A 20,989-nucleotide genomic window follows, 5' to 3' on the forward strand; every position below is an offset into this window, starting at 1 on the left:
TAATGATTGAAAAGGGCGGTCCCGGCTGGCCGGATCGGCCCATCGATACGCCTATGATAGACGAGCGGTGCAGGGGGCGCGATAATCGCGCCTGTAGTCATTAGAAGGACGGAAACGCTCGTCCTTCAATTCGTATCAGGAGACGCGCAATGCCCTTGCGGATGCCCAAGCTTCGGTTAACCCGCCGGGTCGGCAAGATTCTTCTGGGTATTGCGGCATTCGTACTGATCCTTTTCGGGGTTGCCGCCTGGCAAGTCCCCAAAGTGCTGCACAACGTCCTGGTGCAGGACGTCTCCAAGATGATCGGGCGGGACGTCTCCGTCGGCGACATCAGCTTCAATCCCTTCACGCTGACCGTCCGCGCGCGCGACCTGGCCGTGGCCCAGCCCGATTCGCAGACGCCGCTCTTGACGCTGGCCGAGCTGGACGTCAGCGCGGCCTGGACTTCCCTGTTCTGGTTTGCGCCGGTCGTCGATCGAATGACGCTGCGCGAGCCTAACATCGCCATCGTCCGCGAGGACGTCACGCGCTTCAATTTCTCTGATATTCAGCAACGAGTGGCCGAATTGACGGCCGCCCAGCCCGAAGAACCGCCCAAGCCGGACGAAGGGCTGCCGCGCTTCTCGCTGAACAATATGGTGATCGAGAATGGCACGATCACGCTGGATGACAAGGTCACCGGCCGCAAGCAGGTGGTCGACGAGCTGGGCGTGGGCGTGCCGTTCATCTCCACGTTCGGCTACGCCACCGACATCGATGTGCAGCCGCGCGTGCATCTGCGCATCAACGGCAGCCCCTTTGATCTGAACGGCGTGGCGCGCCCCTTCGACAAGGTGCCCTCGTCCACGCTGCGCGTGGCCTTCAACGGGCTGCAACTGGAAAAGTGGGCGGACGTCTGGCCCATGCCGCTGCCGTTCAAGGTGGAAAGCGCGCTGCTGGATTCCAACCTGCAAGTGGTGTTCGAGCAGCCCAAGGACGCGCCGCCCAAGATCCGCGTGGTCGGAGACCTTGGCCTGCGGCGGCTGGACCTGCGCGACACCGCTGGCGCAAATCTCGTCGCCTGGAGCGCGCTGACGGTCACCCGCCTGGAACTGGAGCCCATTGCGCGCCACGCCTATGTGGGCGAGGTGGGCCTGTGGGCGCCGCAGATCCACGTGCGCCGTTACGCCAATGCCAACCTGAACTGGCTGGACGTGGTCGCCGGGTTGAAACGATTGGGCGGCGTGGAGCCGACCGCCACGCCGGTGGCCGACAAGCTGCGCAAGGCCAGCGGCCTGGACCCGGCCAAGGCGGGTGGCAAAGCCGGCCCCGCCGCGGCCCCGGCCCAGCCCCAGGCCCAGGGCGCACCGGCCGCAGCGGGCGCAACCTCGGACCCCTCCGCCAAGGGCGCTGCGCCTGCAGCAGCGGCCGCCGCCGCGGGAGCGCCCGCTGCTCCGCCCGCCACGACTCCGGCAGGAACCCCGGCCGTGGACGCCGCCGCGCCTCAGCCGGCGCCCGCGCCCGCGCCCGCGCCCGCTGAATGGAAGGTCGAGCTGGATGCCTTCAATCTGCACGAAGGCGAGGTCTACGTCACCGACGCGGTCAGCAAGCTGGACTACGTGATGACCGGCCTGGCCGCGACGGTCGAGGGCGTGGCCCTGCCGCAGGTGTCCGGCCAGCCCATCAATTTGTGGCTGACCATGGACAACAGCACCGACGGCGGCTGGCTGCGCGCCAAAGGGCCGCTGGTCCTGAAGCCGCTGTCGCTGGAACTGGGCGTGCGCTTGGGCAACATTGCGCTGGCGCCCCTGGCGCCGGCCGTGCGCAACGCGGCGCCGATCGCGCTGCTGGATGGCCGCCTGGCCGCCAGCGCGCAAGTTCATGTGAAGGAAACGAACGGCGCGGTGGATGCATCCGCCAGCGCCGTGCAGGCCGACCTGACCCAATTCAAGGCCCGCGACGAATCCCTCAAGCCCGCCGTGGACATCGCGCTGCAAAGCCTGCGCGTGACCGCCGACCGCCTGGCCATGGGTCCGGGCCAGAGCAATTTCACCCTGGCCGCCGCCGGCATCCAGGGCAATGGCAAGCTCGATCTCAAGGGCGCGTTCACGCCGCAGCCGCTGACGGTGAAAACCTCCGTGGACTTGTCGGAACTGAACGTCGCGTCCTTTGCGCCCTATGCGGCCTCCAGCCTGAACGCCACGGTGCGCGCCATCACGCTGGGCGCCAAGGGCAACGCGGAGTTCGCCGCCGCGGCCGGTTCGGCGCCGATGAAGGCCAGCTGGAAGGGCGGCGTCGAAGTCACCGGCGTGGATCTGCAGGACCGAGTCAATAAGGATGACTTCCTGAACTGGAAGCGCCTGGGCTTTACCGGCATGGACATCTCGGTGGCGGGCGACAAGATCGGCGCCAAGCTGGGCGACATCGCGCTCGAGGATTTCTACGGCCGCGTGCTGCTCAACGCCCAAGGCCGCCTGAATGTCATGGACCTGGTGGCGGCTCCCGGCCAGGCCGGGGGCTCCATCACCCAGGACACCCAGACGCCCGGCCGCAGCGCCGCGCCGCCACCCGCCGCGCCCGCCGCAAAGGGGGGGGGCGGGGGCATGCCGGACATCTCGGTTAACAGCGTCACCTTGAGCCGCGGCCGCATGACCTTCACGGACCGCTTCGTCAAGCCCAACTACGTGGCCGAGCTCTCCAGCATCGAAGGTTCGATCACGGCGGTGTCGTCCACCAATCCCCAGCCCGCCAAGGTCAAGGTTACCGGGCGCGTCTACACCACCGCGCCGCTGTCGATCAGCGGGGTGGTGCAGCCTTTCGCCAAGTACCTGTCGCTGGACCTGAAGGCTTCGGCCAAGGGCGTGGACCTGCCGCGCTTCAATACCTATTCGGCCAAGTACGTGGGCTACCCCATCAAGCGCGGCAAGCTCTCGGTGGACCTGGAATACAAGATCAAGGACCGCGCGCTGCAAGCCACCAACCATGTGGTGCTGAACCAGCTGACCTTCGGCGACAAGACCAACAGTCCCGACGCGACCAAGCTGCCGGTGCTGCTGGCCGTGGCCTTGCTGAAGGACTCGCGCGGCAACATCGACATCAACCTGCCGATTTCCGGTTCGCTGGACGATCCGGAGTTCTCGGTGGGCGGCATCGTGGTGCGCGTGCTGCTGAACCTGGTGGTCAAGGCGGTGACTTCGCCCTTCAGTCTGCTGGCCTCGGCCTTCGGCGGCGGGGAAGAACTGTCCTACGTGGAGTTTGCGCCGGGCAGCGCGGCGCTGACCGAGGACAGCCTGCAGCGCATCGACACGCTGACCAAGGCGCTGACGGACCGTCCGGCCCTGAAGATGGACATCAGCGGCCGCGCCGATCCCAAGACCGACATGGAAGGCCTGCGCCAGGCCTGGGTCGACGCCAAGATCCGCGCCGCCAAGGCCGCGGACGTCGCGCCGCGCGGCAAGAAGCCGAACCCGGCCGGCGTCGAGGTTTCGGGTGCGGAGCGCGCCAAGTATCTGGAAGAGGTCTACGACGACACGGACATCAAGGACAAGCCGCGCAACTTCATCGGCATGTCCAAATCCGTGCCGGCGGCGCAGATGGAGGAGATGCTGCGCAGCGTGGCGCCGGTGGGCGACGAGCAGTTGCGCCAACTGGCCGATGCGCGCGCGCAGGCGGTTTATGAGAAGCTGCAAGCCCAGGAAGGACTCGCGGATCGCGTGTTCATCGTTGCGCCGCAACTGGACGCGGATGGCATCAAGGACGAGGGGCAACCCTCGCGCGTGGACTTCTCCCTGAAGTGAACCAGGCTGGTCCGGAAGGCGGCGTCCAGCCGCCCCTGCCAGCTTTTTGCCAGGAGATTCTCGATGAATGACCAGGACGCGCACTTCGACAGCCTGCTGCCGCCCCTGCGGCTGAACCGGCGGGGTTTCATGGCCACCACGGTGGCGACGGGGTTTTCGCTGGCTGCCGGACAGGCCGTGGCGCAGACCACGATCACCACGGACGTCAACGGCCTTGTCGCCGGCAAGGTGGACATCCCGGTCAAGGACGGCAAGATGCCGGCATACCGCGCGGCGCCCAAGGGCAAGAAGGACCTGCCCACGGTGCTGGTGGTGTCGGAGATTTTCGGGGTGCACGAGTACATCCAGGACGTGTGCCGGCGGCTGGCCCACCAGGGCTATCTGGCCATCGCGCCCGAGCTGTTCGCGCGCCAGGGCGATCCGTCCAAGTACACCGAGATCCCCAAGTTGCAGGCGGAAATCATCGGCAAGGTCCCGGACGCGCAGGTGATGTCCGACCTGGACTCGACCGCGGCCTGGGCCACGTCCAACGGCGGCAATCCGGACCGGCTGGGCATCGTGGGCTTTTGCTGGGGCGGCCGCCAGGTCTGGCTGTACGCGGCCCACAACCCGAAGCTCAAGGCCGGCGCGGCCTGGTACGGCCAGTTGGGCGGGCAGCCTTCGGAACTGAAGCCCAAATCGGTGCTGAGCCAGGTGAACGACCTGAAGGCGAAGGTGCTGGGAGCCTATGGCGGCAAGGACGCCGGGATTTCGATGGCGGACGTGGACAAGATGCGGCTGGAACTGGCGCAGGGGCCGGCGGCGGCGAAGGCTTCGCGGATCGATGTGTATCCGGACGCGCCGCATGCGTTTCATGCGGATTATCGGCCTTCTTATCGGAAGGCTGAGGCGGAGCAGGCTTGGACGCGGATGTTGGATTGGTTCAAGCAGAACGGGCTGTGATCTTCGTGGGTTCGTTTGGGTCTTCTTGGGGCTTGTTGGGCGCTATGAGTGCGCACGAGTCTTCGTAGGTCCCACGAGTCTTCGTAGGTCGCCCGTCGTCGCGGGCGGCGTGGCGGCTCGCGCCCACGATTGCGGTCCGGAGCGTTCGCTCCGGACTCCCCCGTCGTCATCTTCGTCAAGGCCTTCGGCCTTTCCTTCAGATTCCCTCGGGCGCATCGAGGTTGCGAGCCGCCACGCCGCCCGCGCCGACGGGCTGCGTGCGTCTTGGCTTGTTGCGTTGCTAGAGCTGTGGTCGGCGGAGAGTCTTGGGCTGCCCGTATTAATCGGCCGCGCGGGCGGCCGATTAATACATACGTCATTATTTGAAGTGTGATTGTGATCGCTGGCGCGCATGCCTCGATTGGATTTCTTCTGGCGTCGCCGTCAGGGGGGAGGGGCGGTGATGGGTGGCGCGCGGCGGGCAGCCGTTTGCGCATGAAGACCCGTACGCGCGCCACCCATCCGGCTTTGGAGTTCAAGTGGCGATTGACTTGTCAACGGGCTTTGATGGGCCGTCATGAAAAAGTGCCCGTGACATCCCAGAGCGCTCCTCACCAGCGCGCAGCGCCATCGGGAATCGCAAGACACCGCGTAAGCCCCCAGAGGCCGCCTGCGCGGCCGGCCGGGGGCGGGCCCCGCAAGATCCATCGCCAAACCCCACCGGCGGCGAGAACCCTAAGCACACCGTTCGTCCCTGGGGCCAGGAAGTTTCAACCAGCAGAGCCAGTCGCGGCGGCGGGGCCAGAGGCGCGGGGCGTCGATAAGCCCGAGGGAATCTGAAGGAACCACCGAAGGCGGTGACGAAGATGACGAAGGGGAAGTCCGGAGCGAAGGCTCCGGACCGCAATCGTTGCCCCGCGCCTCTGGCCCCGCCGCCGCGACTGGCGTCTCAAGAACCTGAACCTTCAGAAACAGAAACAGAACCTGCTACTGCGCCTTCTCCCCCGGCAACCCATCACTAACCTCCGCCAACGCCCTCTTCATATCCTCATACTCCATCACCCTCTCCCCCTGAAACCCGCCCAACACCCCCCGGCACCCGTCCACCCCCGATCGCTTCATCTCTTCCATCATCGCCGTTCCCTGCGCCTGTCCCTTCTGGAACAGCCCGTCATACCCGCCCGAAGGAAAGCCATATTCCTGCGCATACTGCAGCAGGTTCTTGCGGGCCGTGGCCTGGTGCTGGGCCAGATCGGGTTCGGAAGCCCCGCAGGCGCGGGCGGCGCCGTTGGAGGCGCCGGCGGCGATGACGAAGGAGTCGTATTGGGCCTGTTCGGCGGCATCGGGAGCCGCCCAGGCCGTGGCGGCCGAGGTCAGCGCCAGGGCCAGGCCAGTCAAGATCTTGCGCATCGATGAATCTCCGCTAGATGCCCGCCAGCCGGCAGCGCGGCGTGCGCGGGCGGTGATTGCAACCACAACATTATGGCAATCAGCCGTTTCGCGCCCGTGTAGCCTTGGTGTGGAGTCGTTTCAGACTGTGCATCTTTCTTTCCCTGACGCTGGCTGGCCAGCAAGGCGGCCGCGCAGGAACTATGATGGAGCCTGTGGGGCGCTCCTGCCCCAATGCATTGCCCCTATTCCTCCTGGAGATCTACATGACGATCAAAGTCGGCGATCGCGTGCCGGACGGCACCCTGACCGAATTCATCGAAACCGAAACCGCCGGCTGCTCGCTGGGCCCCAACGCGTTCCAGGTCGCCGACCTGACCCGCGGCAAGACCATTGCGCTGTTCGCCCTGCCGGGCGCCTTCACGCCCACCTGCTCGGCCAAGCATCTGCCGGGCTATGTGGAACAGGCTGCGGCCCTGAAGGCCAAGGGCGTCGATGAAATCTGGTGCGTGTCGGTCAACGACGCGTTCGTCATGGGCGCCTGGGGCCGCGAGCAGAAGACCGAAGGCAAGGTCCGCATGCTGGCCGACGGTTCCGCCTTGTGGACCAAGGAACTGGGCCTGGAGCTGGACCTGATCCAGCGCGGCATGGGCGTGCGCTCGCAGCGCTACTCGGCCCTGATCGTCGACGGTGTGGTCAAGCAGCTGAACGTCGAAGGCCCCGGCAAGTTCGAAGTCAGCGACGCCGCCACGATGCTGTCGCAAGTCTGATCCCACGCAGTTCCTGTTTTACCGCTTAGCGCAGCGGGCCGCTTTCGTGGCCTGTTGCGCTGCCGCCAGCAGCGGTTGCCGACGCCATGCTCGCCACCATTTCCTCCTTTTCGTCGCTTTACTTCGCGACCTTGCTGATGCTCATCGGCACGGGTCTGTTCAACACCTATATGGGGCTCAGGCTGACAGCGCAGTCTGTCAGCGAGGTGTGGATCGGCGCCCTGATCGCCGGCTACTACCTGGGCCTGGTGTGCGGCGCCCGCCTGGGGCACAAACTCATCATCCGCGTGGGCCACATCCGGGCGTTCGTCGCCTGTGCGGCGGTGGCCACCAGCATGATCCTGGCCCAGACGCTGGTCGAATCCATGCCGCTGTGGCTGGTGTTCCGCGTCATTTCGGGCATCGTGATGGTGACCGAATTCATGGTCATCGAAAGCTGGCTCAACGAGCAGACCGAAAATCACCAGCGCGGGCGCGTCTTCTCCGTCTACATGGTCGTGTCCGGCCTGGGCACCGTGCTGGGCCAACTGGCCCTGACGGCCTATGCCACGCTGGACCTGCGGCCGCTGACGCTGGTGGCCATGTGCCTGGTGCTGTGCCTGGTGCCTATCGCCGTCACCGCGCGCTCGCACCCGCCCACGCCGCTGCCGGCGCCGCTGGACATACGCTTCTTCATGCGGCGCGTGCCGCTGTCGATGACGGTGTTGTTCGTGGCCGGCAACCTTTCCGGCGCGTTCTATGGCCTGGCGGCCGTCTATGGCGCCAAGCATGGCCTGTCCACCTCGCAGGCGGCGATTTTCGTGGCCGCTGCAGTGACCGCCGGCCTGCTGTCGCAATGGCCCATGGGCTGGCTTTCCGACCGCATCAACCGCGCCGGTCTGATCCGCTTCAATGCGCTGCTGCTGGTGCTGCTGCCGGTGGTCATGTGGGGCTGGATCGTGCTGCCGTACTGGGCACTGGTGGCCATGTCCTGTGTCTTCGGCGTGCTGCAGTTCACGCTGTACCCGCTGGGCGCGGCGTTCGCCAACGATCACGTGGAATCCGAGCGCCGGGTCAGCCTGTCGGCCGTGCTGCTCATGACCTACGGGGTCGGTGCATGCGTAGGGCCGATGATTGCCGGGGTGCTGATGTCCCTGGCCGGCCCCAGCATGTACTACGTGTTCATCTCCGCCTGCGCCCTGATCCTGGTCTGGCATGTGCGTCCCACGCGCGTCACCGGCGCGCATCAGGTGGAAGAAGCGCCCACGCATTTCGTGCCCATGCCGGACACGCTGCAGAGCTCGCCCGCCGCGGCGGTGCTGGATCCGCGCGTGGATCCTGCAACCGACATCGCCATGGAAATGGTGCAGCCCGAAGTGGCGCCCGTGGCAGCCACTGAGCCGCCCGCTGCGGAACCGCCTGGCGATGCCGCGGCGGATGTGGCGGACGACGCGGCTGAAGACGGCCGCCAGAGGCGCACCGGCACCTGAGGCCGGGGTCGCGTCCTTACCAGGGCGCCATCAGCACGATGGCAGCCAGCGCCAGCGCGATGCCCAGCAAGTTCAGCCGGGTCAGCGGTTCGCGGAAGGCCAGTGCGCCGACCAGCGTGCCCAGGGTGATCACGCCCATGTTCATGGACGCGAACACCAGCGCGGGGTGCTCGGGCAGCGACTGGTGCGCGCGGATGTAGGTCAGGATGTTGCCGAAGTTCGCCAGTCCCAGCGCCGCACCCGCGGCCAGGTGCCGAAGCTGGCAGCGCACCCGGCGCCACAGCAGGTAGCAGAGCATCAGCACGCCGGCGACGAGGAAGGCCAGCAGCAGCCCGCCCGCGAAAGCGGTGCCCGCGCGCGCCATCTGCTTGAACAGGATGTCGATGACGCCATACCCCACCCAGACCACCAGCGGCCACAGCCACATGGCGCGGCTGCTTGCGGCCGTGTCCTCGCCCGGCGTCTGCGCGCGGGGTGCGCGGCGCAGCAGGCAGTACAAGGCGCTGGCGGCCAGCAGGGTCGCGGCCAGCTTGCGGCCGCTTACCGGTTCGCCGAACAGCAGGAAGGCCGCCAGCAGCGGGATGAACAGGGACAGGCGCTGCGCCGCGTCGCTGCGCACGATGCCGGCATGACGTACGGCCGCCGCCATCGCCAGGAACACGCTGGGCAGCAGTACGCCCAGCGCGGCCAGCACCAGCCACGGCGTCTGTGGGGTCAGCAGCGCCGCCGGGTCCGGGCGCAGCACGGCCCAGCAGAGCAGGGCGGCCACCGCATAGTTCATGGCGATGGCCTGGCGCACGTCGACTTGATAGCGCCGCGCCAGCTTCAGCAGCACGGCCACGGTGACGCTGCAGGCGACGCTGGCCAGCAGGTAGAGGAGGCCGGGAGTCAACGGCATGCCGTGGCGTCGTGGTGCGTGTGCTGGGCGGCGTCGATGCGCATGCCCAGGCGCTGCAGCAGGCGCTGGTCGGCTTCCATCTGCGGATTGGCCGTGGTCAGCAGGGCGTCGCCGTAGAACATGGAGTTGGCGCCCGCCATGAAGCACAGGGCCTGCAACGCGTCATCCATGGCTTCGCGGCCGGCGGACAGGCGCACGGCCGCGCGCGGCATGGCGATGCGGGCCACGGCAATGGTGCGCACGAACTCGAACGGGTCCAGGGCTTCGACGCCGGCCAGCGGCGTACCTTCCACCTGCACCAGGTTGTTGATCGGCACGGACTCGGGATAGGGCTCCATGTTGGCCAACTGGGCGATCAGGCCGGCGCGCTCGCGGCGCGATTCGCCCATGCCGACGATGCCGCCGCAGCACACGTTGATGCCGGCGTCGCGCACCCGGTCCAGCGTGTCCAGCCGGTCCTGGTAGGTGCGGGTGGAGATGATCTTGCCGTAGAACTCGGGCGAGGTGTCGAGGTTGTGGTTGTAGTAATCCAGGCCCGCGCTCTTGAGCTGTTCGGCCTGGCCCTCGCGCAGCATGCCCAGCGTCACGCAGGTCTCCAGGCCCAGGGCCTTCACCGCGCTGACCATCTCGGCCACCGCCTCCAGGTGGTGCGGCTTGGGGCTGCGCCAGGCGGCGCCCATGCAGAAGCGCTGTGCGCCGCCTTCCTGGGCCTTGCGGGCCGCTGCCACCACGTCCGCCAGGGGCATCAGCTTGTCGGCGTCCAGGCCGGTGTCGTAGTGCGAGGACTGCGGGCAGTAGGCGCAGTCCTCGGGACAGCCGCCGGTCTTGATCGACAGCAGGCTGGACAGCTGGATGGCGTTGGGATCGAAATGAGCGCGGTGCGTCTGCTGCGCCCGGAACACCAGATCCATGAACGGCAACTCGTAGAGCGCCATGATGTCGGCGGCGCTCCAGGCGGGGGCGGCGGTCGGTTTGGCGACGGTCGGGACGGGAATGTAGGCGGTCTGCACGGATGGGCTCCTTTCGGTCTTGCGGGGATCGCGCCGCTTGTCGGGCAAGGGCAGGATCGGCGGATCGTAAGAAGCTGCGCAGGGTTTGCGCAATGCAGGCTGCGTGGCCGAAATTAACGGCCTGTTGCTGTGATTTTTGTTGGAAATGGAAGATTTTGAGGGGCTTCGACTTCTAAGTGGCGCACATCTTCGGGGACGCCGGGCAGCCGTTTATTTTGAATCAAATTGTAAATAGTCGAGGGATGTCAGCCCTTGGCGCGCTTGTTTCGCGTCTGCGCCTGTTCATGCCCGGTGATGCCGCGGTCGCGCGCCCACACAATGGCCGCGCTGCGGCGGTGCACGCCGATCTTGCTGTAGATCGTGGCCACGTGGTTGCGCACCGTGTTGCGCGACAGCTTCAACTGCCGGGCAATGCCCTCGTCGTCATGGCCTTGACACATCAGGCCCAGCACCTCGCGTTCGCGGGAAGTGAGCTGCGCCAGTTCTGCCACGTCGCGGGTGGCGGGTGCCGGCTCACGCAGTTGCGCCAGCTTTTCGATGACGCTGCGGCTGAACCAGGAAGTGTCCTGCATGACGGCCTCGATCGCCGTCAGCAGTTCCGCCTCGGAGCGCTTGCGTTCCGTGATGTCCTGGACCGCCAGCAATACGCGCGGCTGCCCGCCGATAGTCACGGGTTCGGCCGACAGCAGGCAATCCAGCCGGCTGCCGTCCCGGGCAGCCAATGCCACCTCGCGGTTGCGGGCGCTTTCACCGCGCTTGAGGCTGGCCTCCAGATCTTCGGCGAGCTGGAGCCCCAATCCGGTCAGCGTCTGGCCTATGCCGTCCTGCGCAGAGGCGCCGGCGGCCGTGGCAAAAGCGTCGTTGAGGTCCAGCGCCAGCAGGGTCTCGCCCTCGCAGACGGCCATGGGCACGGGCGCGAGGCGGAATGTCTTGGAGAAGCGTTCCTCGCTTTCGCGCAGGGCCAGTTCGGTGCGCTTGCGGGCCTCGAGGTCGATGAAGGTGAACAGCATGCATGGCTCGCCCTGCATGTCGATGGGTTGGCCCGCGACGATGACGAACTTCACGCTGCCGTCCGCCAGTTTCAACGCGCCCTCGCGCTGCGCAATGGTCTGCCCCTCGTTGAGGCTGGCGATCGCGTTGTCCTTGTCGTCGCCGCCGTCCAGCACGTCCAGCTCATAGGCCGACCTGCCCACGATGGCGTCGCGTGCATAGCCGGTCATCTCCAGGAAGCCCTGGTTCACCTTCACATAGCGCAGGTCGGACAGGCGGCAGATGAGGGCGGGCGCGGGATTGGCGCCGAAGGCGCGCTCGAAGCGTACTTCGGCATTGATCTGCTCAGTCTGGTCATGCAGGATCAGGACGCGGTAGTCGGTCCCTTCGCTGCCGTCCAGGTTCAGGCCGCTGGCGCGTATGTTGCGCAGGAACGCGTCATCGTCCTTGCGTTCCAGGTCCAGCAGCAGTTCGTCGAACGGCTCGGCCGCGGCCAGCAGGTCCAGCGGATATTGGCGCGCTGGCACGCGGTGATGATTGCGGTAGCTGAGGCTGTAGCGCTTGCGGTAGCCGGCTGGCGTGCCGCCCAGTTCATCCAGGTTATCGGTGCCATGCAGCTTGAGCGCGCTGGCATTGGCCCAGGCGATGGCGCCGTCCGCTTCGAGCAGGATGATGCCTTCGTTCAGGCCTGCGATGATGCGTTGCAGATGCTGGCGGTGCGGATGGGGAGCGGCGGCGTTCGCGGTCACGTAGTCCTCTTCTTTTCGCAGGGCACGACGCAAAGAGAATGAAGGCGCACTGAAAGGCTGTCCAGATGGCGAAATGGACGAGTCTGAGCGTAGGGGGCAATGGCGGGGAAGATGGCTGCCGCTAGATGATGCGGGCCGGAATGCAAAAAAGCTCCGGAAACCGGAGCTTTCTATGGCTGGCAAGGCCGAGGCGCTTGCGAACTGCGTGATGTGCTTGGCGGAGCGGACGGGGCTCGAACCCGCGACCCCCGGCGTGACAGGCCGGTATTCTAACCAACTGAACTACCGCTCCGCAGCGGTTTACTCTGACTTCTTCAATGCACTGCGGTGTCAAGGCAGTTTGGTACTACATGCCAGAAAGACTGGCGTCCCCTAGGGGATTCGAACCCCTGTACTCACCGTGAAAGGGTGATGTCCTAGGCCTCTAGACGAAGGGGACCTGAACAAAACAGAACTACTTTACTACCGTACTGCTTACTGGTGGAGGTAAGCGGGATCGAACCGCTGACCTCTTGCATGCCATGCAAGCGCTCTCCCAGCTGAGCTATACCCCCCAGGATCCTCGATGCCCCAAACTACAGACAACAAGGTCTCACACTATATAAAGCAAAAAAGCCCCGAAAACGGAGCTCTTGAAAGACTCTGAGCGAGAGCTTTGGCGGAGCGGACGGGGCTCGAACCCGCGACCCCCGGCGTGACAGGCCGGTATTCTAACCAACTGAACTACCGCTCCGCAGCGGCGTACTCAACTACATTGTCACTTCAACTGCATCACTACATACTGCTGCCAGAAGAACTGGCGTCCCCTAGGGGATTCGAACCCCTGTACTCACCGTGAAAGGGTGATGTCCTAGGCCTCTAGACGAAGGGGACTTGGACTTGCAAACTGGTACTGCATCCTTCGCCGTTGACTGGTGGAGGTAAGCGGGATCGAACCGCTGACCTCTTGCATGCCATGCAAGCGCTCTCCCAGCTGAGCTATACCCCCGTCTTTCTAATCAGCCCGTTCAACGTTTTACGAAACCGAACACACGTTTTACCGAGTGCTTTTTCGTAGTTCGTTGCCGGTTTTGTTTAGTGCCGTTGGCGAAGAAACGAGATTATGCACGAACTAAATTGGGTGTGCAAGTCGCGATGAGGCAAAAAGCTAAAAAGTCGTGAAAAAAAGGGGGCTGGAAGGCATTTTAGGGCCGATTTTGCGCTTTTATTGCTCAGCTTGAGCTAGCGTGATTGATGCAGAAATCAAGTAAATCAAAGACTTGTGAGAATGCTATCGTGAGCGGAAATTTTTTTCGTCGATCCGGCATTTTTTGCGCCGGACCCGCACACACGGACATCGCCATGAGCAGCAAGACTTCGTTCCCCACACGCCCGCTGGGCCAGAGCGGCATGGACATCACCCGCATCGGGCTGGGCGCCTGGGCCATCGGCGGCAGCGGTTGGGCGGTGGGGTGGGGGCCGCAGGACGACGCCGATTCGGTGGCGGCGATCCGCCGGGCCGTCGAGCGCGGCATCAACTGGATCGATACCGCGGCGGTGTACGGCCTGGGGCATTCCGAGGAGATCGTGCGCCGCGCGCTGGCGCAGATGGCGCCTGACGCCCGGCCTTACGTGTTCACAAAGTGCGGCCTGACCTGGTCTGCGGAACAGCCGCAGGCGATGCCGCGGCGCACCGGCGCGCCGGCCAGCATCCGGCGCGAAGTCGAAGATTCGTTGCGCCGGCTGGGCGTCGAACGCATCGATCTCTACCAGATGCACTGGCCGGCGGGCGATGGCACGCCGCTGGAGGTGTACTGGCAGGAACTGCTGGATTTGAAGCGGGAGGGCAAGGTCAGGGCGGTGGGCCTGTCCAACCACAATCTTGCGCAGCTGCAGCAGGCGGAAGCGCTGGGGCATGTGGATACGCTGCAGCCGCCGTTTTCGGCCATTCAGCGCGCCGCGGGCGCGGAGCTGATTCCGTGGTGCGAACGTAACGGCACGGGCGTGATCGTCTACAGCCCGATGCAGTCCGGCCTGCTGACCGGCGCCTTCAGCGTGGAGCGCGCCCGCGCTCTGCCGGCGGATGATTGGCGCGCGCGCAACGCGGAGTTCGCCTCGCCCGGTATCGAGCGCAACCTGGCGCTGGCCGATGCGTTCAAGCCCATCGCCGAACGCCACGGCGCCACGGTGGCGGCCGTGGCGGCGGCCTGGACGCTGGCCTGGCCGGGCGTCACGGGCGCGATCGTGGGCGCCCGCAGCGCGGCTCAGGTGAATGGACTGCTGGGCGCAGCGTCGCTGGAACTGGATGGCGATGACATGGACGCCATCGCGGACGCGATCGAGCGTACCGGCGCCGGAAGCGGGCCGCTGCGCCCGCCCGGGGAGAGCGGCGCGCTGCCGGCGAATCTGTTCGCTTGAGGGCGCCTCAGGCGCGACGCGTCTTGCGGCCGCTGCCGAACGCAGCGATCAGCGCCAGGCCGATCAGGGCCAGTGCCGTCTTGTCGCCAAAGCGGGCGTATGGCGTCAGCCCCGTCATGCCTTGCACGGCCACCGGCAGCACACCGGCCTGCAGCGGCGCGAGCTGGGCCGCGACGCGGCCTTTGGCGTCAATGGCGGCGGTGATGCCGGTGTTGGTGGAGGTCAGCATGGGCCGCGCCGTTTCCATGGTGCGCAGCCGGCCGATTTGCAGATGCTGGCGCAAGGCCCAGGAGTCGCCGAACCAGCCCAGGTTGCTCACGTTCACCAGTATCGTCGCGCCCGGTTCGCCGTTGGGGCCGGGTTGCAGCGCGGGCAACAGGTCGGGTCCGAACAGGTCTTCGTAGCAGATGTTGAACGCGATGTGCTGGCCGCCGACCGCGAAGGGCGTCTGGCGTACCGCGCCGCGATCGAAGTCGCCCAGCGGAATGTTCAGCATGTCGACGAACCAGTGGAATCCGGGCGGTACGTATTCGCCCCAGGGCACCAGGTGGCGCTTGTCGTAGCGCATGGCGGTGGTGCCGGCCACGAGCTGTTCGACCGGGGTATTGCCGTCAAAGCCCATGACGCTGTTGGTGTAGCGCTCGCGGCCATTGACGCGGTCGTGCAGCGGCACGCCCATGGCGATGGTGGTATTGCGCTGGGCGGCCAGGTCGCGCCAGACCGCCCAGACGCGCGGATCCAGCTGGTCCTGGAAGATGGGCAGCACGGTTTCCGGCAAGATGATCAACTGCGGCGCGGGCACGCCGGGAGCCGGCGGCATGGCTGCCAGGTCCAGGTGGCGCACCAGGCTCTGGTCGAGCAGGGCGGGGTCGAACTTCTGCGACTGCTCGATGTTGCCCTGGACCAGGCGCACGTTCAGCGGATCGCCGGACGGCGTGGACCAGTCGATGCGGGACAGCGGCCAGCCAGCGGCGGCCAGGGCCAGCGCGATACCGGCGGCCAGGGCGTGGCGCGAGCCAGTCCCGCTTTTACGCGAGGGCTGCCAGAGGCTGGCGAGGGCAGCGGCGACGAAGGCGGCCAGGAAGGCCATGCCGTGCACGCCAAGCAGCGGCGCCCAGCCTGCGATGGGGCTATCGACTTGCGCGTAACCGATATTGAGCCAGGGAAAGCCCGTCAGCAGCACGGCGCGCAGCCATTCGAAGGCCGCCCACATCGCAGCCCAGGCCAGCGTGCCCGACAGTATGCGGGAGGGCGGAGAGCTCGGCTCCAGCGGCGCGTAGCGGCGCGCCAGCGCGCTGGCCGTGGCCGGGAACAGCGCCAGGAAGGCCGACAGCGCCAGCACCGCGGCCACGGCCAGCGGCGCGGCCAGATCGCCGTAGCGGTGCAGGCTGATGAAAATCCAGTAGAGGCCCAGCGAGTAGCTGGCGAAGCTGAACAGCCAGCCGCGCAGCCAGGCCTGTTTGGCCGAGGGCGCATACAGGGTCACGCGCGCAACGATGGCCAGCATCAGGACCTGTGTGGCCGCCAACGCCCAATCCGGCAGGGGACCGGGCGAAAAAGTCAGGGCGTGCGCGGCGCCCGCCAGCACCAGGCCGGCGGCGCCGCGCAGTTTATGGCTGCGCGGGGACTGGGTCATGCGTCTTCGGAGGAGCGGGGGGCTTGGGATGCGGCGTTGCGCTTGACGCGCAGCCAGATGGCGCGGCGCGCGTCGCCGCGGGCCACTTCCAGGCGCAGGCCGTCGAATTCGGCGATGTCGCCGCGGCGCGGGATGCGGCCCAGTTGTCCGCCCATCCAGCCGCCGACGCTGTCGTACTCGTCGTCGGGCAACTGGCAGCCGAACACGTCGTTGAAGTGCGAGATGTCGGTGGCCGCCAGGACGCGCCACTGGTTTTCGCCTTCGGGGAAAATCGAGTCTTCCTCGGTTTCGTCGAATTCGTCTTCGATATCGCCGACGATCTGTTCCAGCACGTCTTCCATCGTCACCAGGCCGGAAATGCCGCCATGCTCATCGATGACGATGGCCTGGTGGTTGCGGCTGGCGCGGAACTCGTGCAGGAGCACGTTCAGGCGCTTGGATTCGGGGATGAAGACGGCGGGCCGCACCAGCGTGCGCACCTCGATGCCGGGTTCCAGCATGCAGCGCAGCAGATCCTTGGCCAGCAGGATGCCGATGATGTTGTCGCGATCGCCTTCGTAGACGGGGAAGCGCGAGTGGGCGGTCTCGATGACCGAGGCGACCAGGTAGGGAATGGGCTGCGTGACGTCCAGCAGATCCATGCGCGAACGCGGGACCATGATGTCACCCACGGTGCCTTCGGACACGGCGAGCGCGCCCTTGATCATCTTGTAGGATTCCGCGTCGAGCAGTTGGCGTTCGTGCGCGGCTTCCAGAACGGCCTTGATGCCTTCGCGGTCCTCGGGCTCGCGGCGCACGAGGGAAAGCAGGCGGTCTAGAAGGGATTTGGCGGCGGGTTTGGAGGAGCGAGCAGGCGTCGCTTCGGGAGCAGGATAAGGGTCAGACATCGTCCGGGAGGACAAGTTATGGAGGGCCCAGCATAACCGATACTGGCCTGCAATTTGTAACGGCGGCCCTCAAAATGAGGGGAACCGCCGCCATCTGCGCCTTGCTGGACGCCATTTTTCGGCAATTTTTGCCGCCGGGCCGCCCCAAGGCAAAAATCGCCCCCTCGGGGGGCAGCAAGCGCCTAAGGCGCGCAGCGTGGGGGCCAATTTTTCTCAGGGTTGACCCGAGTCCGCGAGTCAGGCTGCCATGTAAGGATCGGCGATGCGCATGGCGGCCAGCGTGGCGGTCTCCAGGGCCTCCATGCGCTTGGCGTCGCGGGCCTTGATGTGGTCGTAGCCCAGCGCGTGCAGCACGCCGTGGATGGTGAGATGGGCGGCGTGGTCCAGGAGCGCCTTGCGCTGTTCGCGGGCCTCGCGCACCAGCACCGGCACGCACATGACGATGTCGCCGCGCGCAACGCCCAGCGGATCCACGCCGTATTCGAAGGTCAGCACATTGGTGGCATAGTCGCGGCCGCGGAAGTCGCGGTTCAGGCGCCGGCCTTCGGCCGCGCCAACCAGCCGCAAGCTCAGCTCCGCCGCGGAAAACGCGACCAGGCCGTCGTCGGCCGCGCCCGCCAGCGCGCGTTCGGCCCAGCGGCGCAGGCGCCAGCGGGGCAGGCGGGCTTCCTCGACGCCGTATTGCACGGACAGGGACAGTTCAGGTTTCATCTTCTGCGGCGCGGTCGTAGGCGTCGACGATGCGGGCGACCAGGGGATGGCGCACGACGTCTCGGCTGGTGAATCGGGTGGTGGCGATGCCCTGCACGTCGTGCAGCACCTTCACCGCATGCGCCAGGCCGCTGTCCTGGCCACGCGGCAAGTCCACCTGCGACGGGTCGCCGGTAATGACCGCCTTGCTGCCGAAGCCGATCCGCGTCAGGAACATCTTCATCTGTTCCGGCGTGGTGTTCTGCGCTTCGTCCAGGATGACGAAGGCATGGTTGAGCGTGCGGCCGCGCATGTAGGCCAGCGGCGCGATTTCGATGGTCTGCTTTTCGAACAGGCGCTGCACCTTTTCGAAGCCCATCAGGTCGTACAGCGCGTCGTACAGCGGGCGCAGGTACGGGTCCACCTTCTGCGCCAGGTCGCCGGGCAGAAAGCCCAGGCGTTCGCCGGCTTCGACCGCGGGGCGTGTCAGCACCAGGCGTTGCACGGTGTCGCGCTCCATTGCGTCGATGGCGCAGGCCACGGCCAGCCAGGTCTTGCCGGTGCCGGCGGGACCGACGCCGAAGGTGATGTCGTGCTTGAGGATGTTGTTCAGGTAGTCGCGCTGGCGCGGCGTGCGCGGACGCAGGTCGCTGCGCTTGGTGCGCAGGGCGATGCTGTCGCTTTCGTCGTCCAGGGCGGGCAGCGGGTCGGCCTCGCGGGCCTGCTCTTCCTTCAGTTCCTGTTCCTGCCGCCCGACGCCGATCTCGACCAGCCCGAGCTGGATGTCGTCGACCGACAGGGCGCGGTGCACGGCCTGTTCGTGGAACCGGCGCAGTATCCGGCCGGCGAGTTCCGCGAGTTCGCCTTCGATGGTGACTCGGCTGCCGCGGCGCGAGAGCTTGACGTTCATGCCGTCGGCCAGCTGCCGCAGGTTTTCGTCCAGCGGGCCGCAGAGATTGGCCAGATGGGTATTGTCGCCGTCCAGGGTGACGACGATGGGCATGCTGCGGCGGGCGCGGGAGCGGGGAGTGGTCATTCGGCCTCTTGGGGAGTGCGGTCCACGTCGGCGACCCGGGCGCGCAGCGAATTGGTGTGCGCTTCGGTGATGATGACGTCGACCATTTGTCCGATGAGCCGCGCGGGCGCGGCGAAGTTCACGATGCGGTTGTTCTCGGTGCGGCCCATCAGTTCGTTCGGGTCGCGGCGCGAGGGGCCTTCGACCAGCAGGCGCTGGCGCGTGCCGACCATGTTGCGGGCGATCGTGGCCGCCTGCTCGTTGATCAGCGCCTGCAGGCGCTGCAGGCGGCGCAGCTTCACGTCTTGCGGCGTGTCGTCGTGCAGGTCGGCGGCGGGCGTGCCCGGGCGGCGCGAATACACGAACGAGAACGAGGTGTCGAAGCCGACGTCCTCGATCAGCTTCATGGTCTTTTCGAAGTCTTCCTCGGTTTCGCCGGGAAAGCCCACGATGAAGTCCGAGGACAGCGTCAGGTCGGGGCGGGCGGCGCGCAGGCGGCGCACCACCGACTTGAATTCCAGGGTGGTGTAGCCGCGCTTCATGGCCGCCAGCACGCGATCGCTGCCGGCCTGCACCGGCAGGTGCAGGAAGGACACCAGCTTGGGCAGGCGGGCGTAGGCGTCCACCATGCGCTGGGTCATTTCCTTGGGGTGCGAGGTGGTGTAGCGGATGCGCTCGATGCCCGGGATTTCGTGCACGTATTCCAGCAGCATGGCGAAGTCGGCGATCTCGTCACTGTCGGTCATGCGGCCGCGGTAGGCGTTGACGTTCTGGCCCAGCAGCGTCACTTCCTTCACGCCCTGGTCGGCCAGGTCGGCGACCTCCACCAGCACGTCCTCGAAGGGGCGCGAGACTTCCTCGCCGCGCGTGTAGGGCACGACGCAGAAGCTGCAGTATTTGCTACAGCCTTCCATGATGGACACGAACGCCGTGGCGCCGTCCACGCGGGGCGGCGGCATGTTGTCGAACTTTTCGATCTCGGGGAAGCTGATGTCCACCTGCGAGCGGCCTTCGTCGCGGCGGCGCTTGATCAGGTCCGGCAGGCGATGCAGCGTCTGCGGACCGAACACCACGTCCACGTAGGGCGCGCGCTTGACGATGGCTTCGCCTTCCTGGCTGGCCACGCAGCCGCCCACGCCGATCACCAGGTTGGGATTGGTCTTCTTCAGGTGCTGCACGCGGCCCAGGTCCGAGAAGACCTTTTCCTGCGCCTTCTCGCGCACCGAACAGGTGTTGAACAGGATGACGTCGGCATCTTCCGGGTTGTCGGTGAGTTCCAGGCCCTGGTCGCCGCGCAGCACGTCGGCCATCTTGTCCGAGTCGTACTCGTTCATCTGGCAGCCGAAGGTGCGGATGTACAGCTTGCGGGGGGAGCCGGCGTCCGCGGCGGGGAGGGCGGCGCTGGCGCCGTCGGGCGCGGCGTCGGCGCGCTTGAGGGTGGTTTCTTGCATGATGGTCGCCGTGACGGGTGTAGATCCCGGGGGCAGAGAATGGTAGGAAACCCGGGATTTTAACCCTTGCCCGCATTTGCTTCTTGGTCTGGCGCGCGCAGGCCGTTACGATAGCGTGCTGGGCTGATTTTGCAGCCCAGGAACGTTTCTCATTTCCCGATAGCGGTATCGATGAACAGCAATCCCCTGACGCCTTCGGCGGCCGCTCCCGTATCCGACGCCTCAGCCGGCCCCACGCCGGACCAGTTCCGCAACCCCTTTTCCGCGCTGACCTGGGTGCTGCTGGGCTGCGCCCTGGCGCTGGCCGCCAGCGCGTGCGCGTTGTGGGTGGACCTGCCGCTGGCGGTGTGGATCAAGCAGTCGGTATCTGAAGGCGTGAACGAATCCTTCGAATGGATCGGTGAACTCGGCGAAAGCGGCCCTTATATCGGCGTGGCGCTGGCCTTCTACGTGATCGGGTTGGTCGGCCTGGCGCGCGGCTGGCGCAATCCGGTGCGCATGAGCTACGCCAGCATGGCGCGCGGCAGCCTGCTGATGCTGTCGACCCTGGCGGTAGGCGGACTGGTGGTGCTGGTGCTCAAGCGTTCGGTGGCGCGGGCGCGTCCCGAGCTGTTCTTCGAAAAAGGCATCTACGGGGTGGGCGAGTCGTTCTCGCGCGCCCAGCTGTACAACTCCTTCCCCTCCAGCCACACCTATGCGGCATTTGCCGTGGCAGTGGTGCTGGGCATCCTGGCGCCGCGCTGGCGCTGGGTCTTCCTGCTGCTGGCGGCGCTGGTGGCGATGAGCCGGCTGGTCAACCTGGACCACTATCTGTCGGACGTGATGACGGCCGCGGGCATTGCGGTGCTGGTCGGGCACGTGCTGGCGCCCCGTGTGCTGGGCGCCGGATATCAGTGGCCCCTGCGCGCGCCCTGGCGCTGGTGGAAGAAGTAAGGTTTGCT

The 20,989-nt window shown here is 66.4% G+C and carries 15 protein-coding genes and 6 tRNA genes; 6 read left to right on the forward strand and 15 right to left on the reverse strand.

All coding sequences use genetic code 11. The features are described 5' to 3' along the window. Positions 1 to 149: 149 nt before the first annotated feature. Positions 150 to 3,776 carry a DUF748 domain-containing protein gene (locus tag IB268_RS07045; protein WP_192354019.1) on the forward strand — a complete coding sequence of 1,209 codons (3,627 nt, stop codon included), beginning with the start codon at positions 150 to 152 and terminating at the stop codon, positions 3,774 to 3,776. A gap of 63 nt (positions 3,777 to 3,839) precedes the next feature. Further along, a complete protein-coding gene (locus tag IB268_RS07050) occupies positions 3,840 to 4,718 on the forward strand; it encodes a dienelactone hydrolase family protein (protein WP_119452207.1) in 879 nt (292 codons plus the stop codon). 966 nt (positions 4,719 to 5,684) lie between these two features. Here the strand turns inward: IB268_RS07050 and IB268_RS07055 are convergent. After that, positions 5,685 to 6,107 (reverse strand): hypothetical protein, encoded by a 423-nt coding sequence (locus IB268_RS07055; protein WP_175163597.1) that lies wholly within the window; start codon positions 6,105 to 6,107, stop codon positions 5,685 to 5,687. Between the two features lie 245 nt (positions 6,108 to 6,352). Between IB268_RS07055 and IB268_RS07060 the strand changes: the two genes are divergently transcribed. Then, positions 6,353 to 6,856 (forward strand): peroxiredoxin, encoded by a 504-nt coding sequence (locus IB268_RS07060; protein WP_054451571.1) that lies wholly within the window; start codon positions 6,353 to 6,355, stop codon positions 6,854 to 6,856. Positions 6,857 to 6,942: 86 nt separating this feature from the next. Beyond that, positions 6,943 to 8,325: an MFS transporter gene (locus tag IB268_RS07065; protein ID WP_054451570.1), complete on the forward strand. Its 1,383-nt coding sequence runs from the start codon at positions 6,943 to 6,945 to the stop codon at positions 8,323 to 8,325. Between the two features lie 16 nt (positions 8,326 to 8,341). Here the strand turns inward: IB268_RS07065 and IB268_RS07070 are convergent, their stop codons facing one another. From IB268_RS07070 to IB268_RS07110, 9 genes are all read right to left on the reverse strand, one after another. Next, a complete protein-coding gene (locus IB268_RS07070) occupies positions 8,342 to 9,217 on the reverse strand; it encodes an EamA family transporter (protein ID WP_175213130.1) in 876 nt (291 codons plus the stop codon). After that, positions 9,214 to 10,233, reverse strand: coding sequence for a biotin synthase BioB (gene bioB / locus IB268_RS07075; protein WP_054452235.1), 1,020 nt, complete (start codon positions 10,231 to 10,233; stop codon positions 9,214 to 9,216). The genes IB268_RS07070 and bioB overlap by 4 nt, the downstream gene beginning before the upstream one ends. A 245-nt stretch (positions 10,234 to 10,478) precedes the next feature. After that, entirely contained in the window at positions 10,479 to 11,972 is a 1,494-nt protein-coding gene (locus IB268_RS07080) for a PAS domain S-box protein (RefSeq protein ID WP_054451568.1), read from the reverse strand. 215 nt (positions 11,973 to 12,187) lie between these two features. Then, positions 12,188 to 12,264 (reverse strand) — tRNA-Asp (locus IB268_RS07085). 71 nt (positions 12,265 to 12,335) lie between these two features. Beyond that, positions 12,336 to 12,411: transfer RNA gene (locus IB268_RS07090), tRNA-Glu, on the reverse strand. A gap of 39 nt (positions 12,412 to 12,450) precedes the next feature. Next, positions 12,451 to 12,526 (reverse strand) — tRNA-Ala (locus IB268_RS07095). 102 nt (positions 12,527 to 12,628) lie between these two features. Next, positions 12,629 to 12,705, reverse strand: a tRNA-Asp gene (locus IB268_RS07100). A gap of 64 nt (positions 12,706 to 12,769) precedes the next feature. Further along, positions 12,770 to 12,845, reverse strand: a tRNA-Glu gene (locus IB268_RS07105). A gap of 39 nt (positions 12,846 to 12,884) precedes the next feature. Next, positions 12,885 to 12,960, reverse strand: a tRNA-Ala gene (locus IB268_RS07110). A 353-nt stretch (positions 12,961 to 13,313) separates the two neighbouring features. On the opposite strand from IB268_RS07110, the gene IB268_RS07115 reads away from it, so the two are divergent. Beyond that, positions 13,314 to 14,369 carry an aldo/keto reductase gene (locus IB268_RS07115; RefSeq protein WP_192354020.1) on the forward strand — a complete coding sequence of 352 codons (1,056 nt, stop codon included), beginning with the start codon at positions 13,314 to 13,316 and terminating at the stop codon, positions 14,367 to 14,369. A gap of 7 nt (positions 14,370 to 14,376) precedes the next feature. On the opposite strand, the gene lnt is transcribed toward IB268_RS07115, so the two are convergent. The 5 genes from lnt to miaB form a co-directional block, all read right to left on the reverse strand. Further along, complete coding sequence (gene lnt / locus IB268_RS07120) at positions 14,377 to 16,005, reverse strand: apolipoprotein N-acyltransferase (protein WP_192354021.1); 1,629 nt, start codon at positions 16,003 to 16,005, stop codon at positions 14,377 to 14,379. After that, positions 16,002 to 16,892 (reverse strand): HlyC/CorC family transporter, encoded by an 891-nt coding sequence (locus IB268_RS07125; protein WP_192354022.1) that lies wholly within the window; start codon positions 16,890 to 16,892, stop codon positions 16,002 to 16,004. The genes lnt and IB268_RS07125 overlap by 4 nt, the downstream gene beginning before the upstream one ends. 237 nt (positions 16,893 to 17,129) lie before the next feature. Beyond that, positions 17,130 to 17,603 carry an rRNA maturation RNase YbeY gene (ybeY, locus tag IB268_RS07130; RefSeq protein ID WP_119451034.1) on the reverse strand — a complete coding sequence of 158 codons (474 nt, stop codon included), beginning with the start codon at positions 17,601 to 17,603 and terminating at the stop codon, positions 17,130 to 17,132. Beyond that, entirely contained in the window at positions 17,593 to 18,618 is a 1,026-nt protein-coding gene (locus IB268_RS07135; RefSeq protein ID WP_054451563.1) for a PhoH family protein, read from the reverse strand. Before IB268_RS07135 ends, ybeY begins: the two co-directional genes overlap by 11 nt. Beyond that, a complete protein-coding gene (gene miaB, locus IB268_RS07140; RefSeq protein WP_054451562.1) occupies positions 18,615 to 20,048 on the reverse strand; it encodes a tRNA (N6-isopentenyl adenosine(37)-C2)-methylthiotransferase MiaB in 1,434 nt (477 codons plus the stop codon). The genes IB268_RS07135 and miaB overlap by 4 nt, the downstream gene beginning before the upstream one ends. Before the next feature lie 171 nt (positions 20,049 to 20,219). Between miaB and IB268_RS07145 the strand changes: the two genes are divergently transcribed. Beyond that, entirely contained in the window at positions 20,220 to 20,981 is a 762-nt protein-coding gene (locus tag IB268_RS07145; RefSeq protein WP_192354023.1) for a phosphatase PAP2 family protein, read from the forward strand. Positions 20,982 to 20,989 lie beyond the last annotated feature (8 nt).

The organism is Achromobacter sp. ACM01 (assembly GCF_014851745.1).
GTDB lineage: Bacteria > Pseudomonadota > Gammaproteobacteria > Burkholderiales > Burkholderiaceae_B > Achromobacter > Achromobacter aegrifaciens.

Coding starts and splice junctions, on each gene's coding strand:
- IB268_RS07045 (WP_192354019.1), top strand. CDS start 150: ATGCCCTTGCGGATGCCCAAGCTTCGGTTAACCCGCCGGGTCGGCAAG.
- IB268_RS07050 (WP_119452207.1), top strand. CDS start 3,840: ATGAATGACCAGGACGCGCACTTCGACAGCCTGCTGCCGCCCCTGCGG.
- IB268_RS07055 (WP_175163597.1), bottom strand. CDS start 6,107: ATGCGCAAGATCTTGACTGGCCTGGCCCTGGCGCTGACCTCGGCCGCC.
- IB268_RS07060 (WP_054451571.1), top strand. CDS start 6,353: ATGACGATCAAAGTCGGCGATCGCGTGCCGGACGGCACCCTGACCGAA.
- IB268_RS07065 (WP_054451570.1), top strand. CDS start 6,943: ATGCTCGCCACCATTTCCTCCTTTTCGTCGCTTTACTTCGCGACCTTG.
- IB268_RS07115 (WP_192354020.1), top strand. CDS start 13,314: ATGAGCAGCAAGACTTCGTTCCCCACACGCCCGCTGGGCCAGAGCGGC.
- lnt (WP_192354021.1), bottom strand. CDS start 16,005: ATGACCCAGTCCCCGCGCAGCCATAAACTGCGCGGCGCCGCCGGCCTG.
- IB268_RS07125 (WP_192354022.1), bottom strand. CDS start 16,892: ATGTCTGACCCTTATCCTGCTCCCGAAGCGACGCCTGCTCGCTCCTCC.
- ybeY (WP_119451034.1), bottom strand. CDS start 17,603: ATGAAACCTGAACTGTCCCTGTCCGTGCAATACGGCGTCGAGGAAGCC.
- IB268_RS07135 (WP_054451563.1), bottom strand. CDS start 18,618: ATGACCACTCCCCGCTCCCGCGCCCGCCGCAGCATGCCCATCGTCGTC.
- miaB (WP_054451562.1), bottom strand. CDS start 20,048: ATGCAAGAAACCACCCTCAAGCGCGCCGACGCCGCGCCCGACGGCGCC.
- IB268_RS07145 (WP_192354023.1), top strand. CDS start 20,220: ATGAACAGCAATCCCCTGACGCCTTCGGCGGCCGCTCCCGTATCCGAC.